At 75.0% G+C, this 7,767-nt stretch carries 6 protein-coding genes; 2 read left to right on the top strand and 4 right to left on the bottom strand.

Annotation, left to right across the window (positions count from 1 at the left end):
- Positions 1-184 precede the first annotated feature (184 nt).
- Positions 185-1,978, bottom strand: a complete 1,794-nt coding sequence (locus CBZ_RS11050) for a proline--tRNA ligase (RefSeq protein WP_130781600.1) — start codon at positions 1,976-1,978, stop codon at positions 185-187.
- A gap of 92 nt (positions 1,979-2,070) precedes the next feature.
- On the opposite strand from CBZ_RS11050, the gene CBZ_RS11045 reads away from it, so the two are divergent.
- Positions 2,071-2,961, top strand: coding sequence for an Fpg/Nei family DNA glycosylase (locus CBZ_RS11045; protein WP_130781599.1), 891 nt, complete (start codon positions 2,071-2,073; stop codon positions 2,959-2,961).
- 79 nt (positions 2,962-3,040) lie between these two features.
- Here the strand turns inward: CBZ_RS11045 and CBZ_RS11040 are convergent, their stop codons facing one another.
- From CBZ_RS11040 to CBZ_RS11030, 3 genes are all read right to left on the bottom strand, one after another.
- Entirely contained in the window at positions 3,041-3,949 is a 909-nt protein-coding gene (locus CBZ_RS11040) for a GNAT family N-acetyltransferase (RefSeq protein WP_130781598.1), read from the bottom strand.
- Positions 3,950-4,046: 97 nt separating this feature from the next.
- Entirely contained in the window at positions 4,047-5,183 is a 1,137-nt protein-coding gene (gene ispG, locus CBZ_RS11035; protein ID WP_174768662.1) for a flavodoxin-dependent (E)-4-hydroxy-3-methylbut-2-enyl-diphosphate synthase, read from the bottom strand.
- Between the two features lie 129 nt (positions 5,184-5,312).
- Positions 5,313-6,635 (bottom strand): M50 family metallopeptidase, encoded by a 1,323-nt coding sequence (locus CBZ_RS11030; RefSeq protein ID WP_130781596.1) that lies wholly within the window; start codon positions 6,633-6,635, stop codon positions 5,313-5,315.
- A gap of 234 nt (positions 6,636-6,869) precedes the next feature.
- Here CBZ_RS11030 and CBZ_RS11025 point away from each other — a divergent pair.
- On the top strand, positions 6,870-7,767 hold an 898-nt coding region (locus CBZ_RS11025), incomplete at its 3' end, for an NAD(P)/FAD-dependent oxidoreductase (RefSeq protein WP_130781595.1).

Raw genomic sequence — 7,767 nt, 5'->3', positions numbered from 1 at the left:
GGCCTGGGGCGCGGCGCCCGTCGCGTTCCCGGGGATGCCCGAGCTCGCCGCCGGGCCCCTGCCGACCGCCGCCGAGGGCTGACCGCCTCCGCGGGCCGACCGCCGTCGAGTTCTGACGGCCGCCGACCGCCGCCGAGGCCTGGCGGCCGCCGCGCGGCCGACCGCCCCGAGCCGGGTGTCCGGCTCAGCGTGCGAGGAGCTCCCGCACGCGCTCGGCGACGTGGTCGACGACCTCGGCCACGGGCACCTGCACGGCCTCGCCGCCCGCCCGCGGGCGGACCTCGACGACGCCCTCGGCCAGCCCGCGACCGACGACGACGACGAGCGGCACGCCGAGCAGCTCCGCGTCGGCGAACTTCACGCCGGGCGAGACCTTCGGGCGGTCGTCGTAGAGCACCTCGACACCGCGGGCGTCGAGCGTCGTGGCGATCTCCCCGGCTGCCTCGAACACGGCCGCGTCCTTGCCGGTCGCGACGACGTGGACATGCGCGGGCGCGACGTGCGCGGGCCACGCGAGCCCGCGGTCGTCGTGGTTGGCCTCGGCGAGGGACGCCATCACGCGCGTGACGCCGATCCCGTACGAGCCCATCGTCACGACCTGCGCCTTGCCGTTCTGGTCCAGGACGGTCAGGCCCAGCGCCTGCGCGTACTTGCGACCGAGCTGGAAGATGTGGCCGATCTCGATGCCGCGCGCGAGCTCGAGCGGGCCCGAGCCGTCGGGGGCGGGGTCGCCCGCGCGGACCTCGGCGGCCTCGACGGTGCCGTCGGCCGTGAAGTCGCGGCCGGCGACGAGGTCGAAGACGTGCCGTCCGTGCTCGTTGGCGCCGGTGATCCAGCGGGTGCCGGGCACGACGCGCGGGTCGAGCAGGAACCGCACGGCGGTGCGCTCGGCTCCCTCGGCGACGGGCGGGTTCGGGCCGAGGACGGCGGGGCCGATGTAGCCCTTGACGAGCTCCGGGTGCGCGGCGAAGTCGGCCTCGCCGGCCGCCTCGACCTCGGCGGGCGCGACCGACGCCTCGAGGCGCTTGAGGTCGACCTCGCGGTCGCCCGGCAGGCCGACGACGAGCAGCTCGCGCTCGCCCGTGGGCTGCACGAGCGCGAGCACGACGTTCTTGAGCGTGTCGGCGGCCGTCCACGGGCGGTCCGCGCGCGGCTGGTGCGCGTTGGCGTGCGCGACGAGCGTCTCGATCGTCGGGGTGTCAGGGGTGTCCTCGACGTGCGCGGCGGGCGCGTCGGACCAGTCCAGCGGGTCGGGCACGACCGTCGTGACGGCCTCGACGTTCGCGGCATAGCCGCCCGCCGACCGCACGAACGTGTCCTCGCCGATGGGCGTCGGCGTGAGGAACTCCTCGGACCGCGACCCGCCCATGGCCCCCGACGTCGCGGCGACGATGACGTACGGCAGGCCCAGCCGGTCGAACACGCGCTGGTAGGCGGCGCGCTGCGCGGCGTACGACGCGTCGAGGCCGGCGTCGTCGACGTCGAACGAGTAGGCGTCCTTCATGACGAACTCGCGCCCGCGGATCAGCCCGGCGCGCGGACGGGCCTCGTCGCGGTACTTCGTCTGGATCTGGAAGAGCGTCAGCGGCAGGTCCTTGTACGAGGAGTACAGGTCCTTGACCAGGAGCGTGAACATCTCCTCGTGCGTGGGCGCGAGCAGGTAGTCGTTGCCCCGGCGGTCCTTGAGCCGGAACAGGTTCGGGCCGTACTCCGACCAGCGGCCGGTCGCCTCGTACGGCTCGCGCGGCAGCAGCGCCGGGAAGTGCACCTCCTGCGCGCCCGCGGCCACCATCTCCTCGCGCACGACGGCCTCGACCTTGGCGAGCACGCGCAGCCCCAGCGGGAGCCACGTGTACACGCCGGGGGCGGCGCGGCGGATGTAGCCGGCACGCACGAGCAGCTTGTGGCTCGCGACCTCGGCGTCGGCGGGGTCCTCACGCAGGGTGCGGACGAAGAGCGTGGACAGGCGCAACAGCATGGTCGCGAGCCTAGTGGCCCCGACGGGGTGACCCGGCCCCCTGCCGGGGCGGTGGGCTGTCGCCTGTCGGTCGGGTCCGCCAGGATGGCGGCGTGCCCGAGCTGCCCGAGGTCGAGGCGCTCGCCCAGTTCCTGCGCGGGCGAGCCGTCGAGCGAGTCGTGTCCGGAGTCGAGGTCGGCGCCATCAGCGCGCTCAAGACGTTCCGGCCGCCGCCCGACGCGCTGGTCGGCGGCGTGGTGGTCGACGCGTCCCGGCACGGCAAGTGGCTCGACCTCATGGTCGCGACGTCGACCGGCGAGCCGCTGCACCTCGTGTGGCACCTGTCCCGGGCCGGCTGGGTGCGCTGGTCGGACCAGCTCTCCGACCGGCCGGTGCGGCCCGGCAGGTCGCCCGTCGCGCTGCGCGTCCGGCTGGACGACGGCTCGGGCTTCGACCTGACCGAGGCGGGGACGCGCAAGCGGCTCGCGGTGCACGTCGTCACGGAGCCCGACGAGGTGCCGCAGGTCGCGTCGCTCGGCGTGGAGCCGCTGTCGGAGGAGTTCACGCCCGAGCGGCTCGCCGAGCTCCTCGCCGCGCGCAACCAGCAGGTCAAGGGGCTGCTGCGCGACCAGGGCACGATCGCCGGGATCGGCAACGCGTACTCGGACGAGATCCTGCACGCCGCGCGCCTGAGCCCGTTCGCCCCGACCCGGTCGTTCGACGCCGAGCGCACCGCGACGCTCTACGCGGCGATCAGGCAGGTCCTCACGGAGGCGGTCGCGGCGGCGTCGGGCCGACCGGCCGCCGAGCTCAAGGACGCCAAGCGTCGCGGCATGCGCGTGCACGGGCGCACGGGCGAGCCGTGCCCGGGCTGGGACGGTGTGCCGTGCGGCGACACGGTGCACGAGGTGTCGTTCGCCGACTCGTCGCTGCAGTACTGCCCGACGTGCCAGACGGGCGGCAAGCCGCTCGCGGACCGGCGCATGTCCCGCCTGCTGCGCTGACCGCGGACGACGGCCCGACGACTGGCCCGACGACCGGCGCGGCTGCCCGCTGGCGGCCCGACGACCGACCCCGGACGGGTCAGAACAGCACCGTGGCGTACGTCCCGACCTGCCGGAACCCGACGGCCCGGTACGCGGCCACGGCACGGTGGTTGTACGCGTTGACGTAGAGCGACACGAGCGGCGTCTCGGGCGTGCGCGCCAGGTCGACGACCGCGGCCATGCCGGACTCCGACAGCCGCTCGCCGCGCCGCTCGGGCGTCACCCAGACGCCCTGCACCTGGGCCACGCCGCCCGCGACGGCGCCGAGCTCGGCCTTGAACACGACGGTGCGGCGCGACCCGCGATGCGTCTCGTCGCGCTCGACGCGCACGAACGACCGCCCGGCGCCGATGAGCCCGCGCACGCGCGTCTCGTAAGGGCCGCCCGGGCCGCCGGCCGGCGAGTAGCCGACCTCCTCGGTGAACATCCGGATGCAGGCGGGCAGGACCAGCTCGTACTCGTCGGCGCGCGAGCGACGCACCTGCGGGTCGGGCGTGACGAGCGGCGGCTCGTCGATGACCATCGACGGCTGCACGGCGCGGACCTCGCGCGCGGCGGGCCACGACCGCGACAGCTGCTCCCAGAGCCGCATCACGGGGTCGGCGGCGCCGACGATCGACGAGCAGCGTCGCCCCTGGGACCGGGCGAGGGCGGCGAAGGCGTCGACGGCGCGCGCCGCGGTCGGCGCGTCGGCGACCGGGACCACGGGGACCAGGTTCGCACCGGCCCAGCAGATGGCGAGCAGCTCGCCGTCCTCCTCGTAGCCCCACAGCGAGCCGCCCGCGGAGCGCAGACCGCCGACGGCAGCCTGCTCGAGCCGTGCCGTCGCGAGGACCGACGCGACGGGGTCGCGCGCGCACACCGCGAGTGCGCCCAGCAGGTCCACGTCCCCCAGGACGCGGCCCCCTGCCCGCCCGTCGAGCAGCATCGCGCGCCGAGAACCCATGACACGGATTGTGCACCAATGAGGTGTGTGCGACCTGTCGTCCGCGCGTCCGACTCGCCCGGACGGGCGCTCCCGACGCCGCGCGCCGGGAGAAGCGTCAGCCGACGCTGACGGTCGGGCCGCCCTGACCGGCCTCGACCGGGTCCATCGTCTCGGCGAGGCGCAGGGCCTCCTCGATGAGGGTCTCGACGATGAGGGCCTCGGGGACGGTCTTGATGACCTCGCCGCGGACGAAGATCTGGCCCTTGCCGTTGCCCGACGCGACCCCGAGGTCGGCCTCCCGGGCCTCGCCCGGACCGTTGACGACGCAGCCCATGACGGCGACGCGCAGCGGCACCTCCATGCCCTCGAGGCCCGCGGTGACCTTCTCGGCGAGCGTGTAGACGTCGACCTGCGCGCGACCGCACGAGGGGCACGACACGATCTCGAGCTTGCGGGGCCGCAGGTTGAGCGACTGGAGGATCTGGATGCCGACCTTGACCTCCTCGACGGGAGGGGCGGACAGGGAGACGCGGATCGTGTCGCCGATGCCCTTGCTCAGCAGCGCGCCGAACGCCGTCGCCGACTTGATGGTGCCCTGGAACGCCGGGCCGGCCTCGGTGACGCCGAGGTGCAGGGGCCAGTCGCCCCGCTCGGACAGCAGCTCGTACGCGCGCACCATGACGACCGGGTCGTTGTGCTTGACCGAGATCTTGAAGTCGTGGAAGCCGTGCTCCTCGAACAGCGAGGCCTCCCACACGGCGGACTCCACGAGCGCCTCGGGCGTCGCCTTGCCGTACTTCGCGAGCAGGCGCGGGTCGAGCGAGCCCGCGTTGACGCCGATCCGGATCGAGACGCCGGCGTCGGTCGCCGCGCGGGCGATCTCCTTGACCTGGTCGTCGAACTTGCGGATGTTGCCGGGGTTGACGCGCACGGCCGCGCAGCCGGCGTCGATCGCGGCGAAGACGTACTTCGGCTGGAAGTGGATGTCGGCGATCACGGGGATCTGCGACTTGCGGGCGATCGCGGGCAGCGCCTCGGCGTCGTCCTGGCTGGGCACGGCGACGCGCACGATGTCGCAGCCGGCCGCGGTGAGGGCGGCGATCTGCTGGAGCGTGGCGTTGATGTCGGTCGTCGGCGTCGTGGTCATCGACTGGACGCTCACGGGGGCGTCGCCGCCGACCTCGACCTTGCCGACTCGGATCTTGCGGGTCGGCCGTCGCGGCGCCAGGACAGGGACCGGCGCCTGGGGCATGCCGAGGCTGATCGGGGTGCTCACCACCCCATCATCCCACCGCCGTGGCGCACGACCGGACGGCGCGGACCCGTCCGCACGAAACCCGCACGGAACCCGCGCGGCGACGGGCGCGGTCGTCGCACCTGGTCAGATGGTCACCGGGTTGAAGATGTCGGCGTACACGAGGAGGAGCCCCACGGCGCCGAGCAGGACGAAGACCGCGTACGCCACGGGGACGAGCCGCGCGCTGTCCGACGGGCCGGGACGCGGCAGGCCGCGCAGGCGGGCGGCCTGCCGGCGCGCGCCCTCCCACAGCGCGGTGGCGACGTGCCCGCCGTCGAGCGGGGGCAGCGGGATGAGGTTGAAGACGAACAGCGCGACGTTGAGCATCGCGAGCATCTCGAGCCACGACACGACCTTGATCTGCAGGCCGACCGCACCGCCGCCGTCGTACGCGCCGATCTCGCCCGCGAACCGCCCGATGCCGACGATCCCGACGATGCTGGTGACGTCGCGCGTCTCCGTGCCGAACGTCGACTGCACCAGGTCGACGACGCGCGCCGGGAGGGTCGCGACGACCTCGACGGTCTGCCACGTCCGCTCGGCGACGACGCCCGGCACCGAGAGGACCGACACCGGCTCGAGGGCGATGGTCGGCTGCACGCCGAGGAAGCCGACGGGCTCGGTCGTCGGCCGGCCGTCCGCGCCGAGCACGGGCTCGCCGTCGGCGTCGAACACGGGCCGGTCGGCGACGACCGGCGTGACGGTCAGGTCGACCTGCTCGCCGTCACGCTCGACGACGACGGGCACGGCCTGGTCGCCGGTCGCGCGGATGAGGTCGGTGAGCTGCGCCCAGGACTCGACGGGCGTGCCGTCGTAGGCCACCACGGTGTCCCCGGGCTGCAGGCCGGCGGCGGCACCGGGGGCCGCGGTGTCCGCGTCCGTGCAGGTGCGGTCGGCGGGCGCGTCGACGGGCAGGACGCACTGGTAGACGGCCTGGAGCGTTGTGCTCGACCCGGTCGGCGCGCCGAAGCCGGCGAGCGCGATCGCGAGCAGCACGAACGCGATGACGAGGTTCATGACAGGCCCGCCGAGCATGACGACGAGCTTCTTGGGCGTGGAGAGCCGGTAGAACGCGCGGTGGTCCTCACCGGGGCGGATCTCCTCGGCGCTGGCCTGCCGCGCGTCGCGCGCGAGCCGGCCGAGCCACGTGCGGGCGGGCGGGTTGCCGACGGCCTCGTCCGGCGGGTACATCCCGACGAGGCGCACGAACCCGCCGAGCGGGATCGCCTTGAGGCCGTACTCCGTCTCCCCCTTGGTGCGCGACCACAGCGTCGGGCCGAAGCCCACCATGTAGTGGCTGACACGCACGCCGAAGCGCTTGGCGGGCACCATGTGACCCACCTCGTGCAGCGCGATGGACGCGAGCAGCACGACGACGAAGATCAGCACGCCGACCAGGTAGGCCATCCGGTCCTCACACCTCGACTCACGGGCGCCCGCGGGCAGGCGGACGGGTCCGGGCGACCCGGACCGGAGCACATCATCCCTCGTGCGGCTGGGAGCCCGCTGACAGCATCCGCGGTCGCCGCCGTGCCCCACCCGTCCGGCGGAGCGTCCGGCGTCACGACGGCCGCGACGGAGCCGTCCGCGGGCGCCGTCGTGTCGCTTCCCCGGTGGTCCGCCCGCCGTTACCGTCCGGGCATGGCGACCGACCCGCGCGCGCACTCGCTGTGGCTCGACCAGCTCACCGCGGACGACCCGACCGCGCTGCGGGCCCGCGACCCGCTCGACGGCGACGACCGCGCCGACGTCGTGGTCGTCGGCGCAGGGCTGACCGGCCTGTGGACGGCGTACTACCTGCTCGAGGCCGACCCGTCGCTCGACGTGCTGGTGGTCGAGGCCGACGTCGCGGGTGCGGGCGCGAGCGGGCACGGCTCGGGGTGGTGCTCGGCCGACCTGTCCGTGGACGGCGACGAGCTGGTCCGGCGGCACGGCGCGGACGGCGCCCGGGCCATGCGCGCCGCCCTGCGCGACGCGGTCGTCGAGGTCGGCGGCGCGGCAGCGGCGGAGCAGGTCGACTGCGGGTTCGCGTACGGCGGGTCGGTGCAGCTGGCCCGCACGCCCGACGACCTGGAGCACGTGGCCCGCCGGGTGCGTGACGCGGCCGCGCTCGACGACGACGTGCACCTGCTCGGCCCCGAGGAGGTCGCCGCGCACGTCCGGGCGGCCGGTGTGCTCGGCGGCGCGTACAGCCCCGACTGCGCCCGCCTGCAGCCGGCGCGCCTCGCCCGCGGGCTGCTCGACGTCGTGCTCGGGCGCGGCGCGCGGGTCGTCGAGCAGACGCGGGCGCTGCGCGTGTCCCCCCGTGCCGTCGTCACCGACCGCGGCACGGTCCGCACGACGTGGACCGTGCGCGGGACCGGCGCGTGGGACGGCGGCACCGCGGTGCACGGCGTCGCCGTCGCGACCGCGCCCCTGACGGCCGAACGCTGGGCGGACGTCGGGCTGGACCGCGCGCAGACCTTCGCGACGCCAGGCCCGCGGGGCGTGCGCGGCGAACGCACCGCGGACGACCGGCTCGTGCTGGTCGGCACGGCGG

The sequence above is a fragment of the Cellulomonas biazotea genome (assembly GCF_004306155.1).
Classification (GTDB): Bacteria; Actinomycetota; Actinomycetes; order Actinomycetales; family Cellulomonadaceae; genus Cellulomonas; species Cellulomonas biazotea.
This window is presented reverse-complemented; position numbering and strand designations above follow the sequence as displayed.

Coding starts and splice junctions, on each gene's coding strand:
- CBZ_RS11050 (WP_130781600.1), bottom strand. CDS start 1,978: ATGCTGTTGCGCCTGTCCACGCTCTTCGTCCGCACCCTGCGTGAGGAC.
- CBZ_RS11040 (WP_130781598.1), bottom strand. CDS start 3,949: ATGGGTTCTCGGCGCGCGATGCTGCTCGACGGGCGGGCAGGGGGCCGC.
- ispG (WP_174768662.1), bottom strand. CDS start 5,183: ATGCCCCAGGCGCCGGTCCCTGTCCTGGCGCCGCGACGGCCGACCCGC.
- CBZ_RS11030 (WP_130781596.1), bottom strand. CDS start 6,635: ATGGCCTACCTGGTCGGCGTGCTGATCTTCGTCGTCGTGCTGCTCGCG.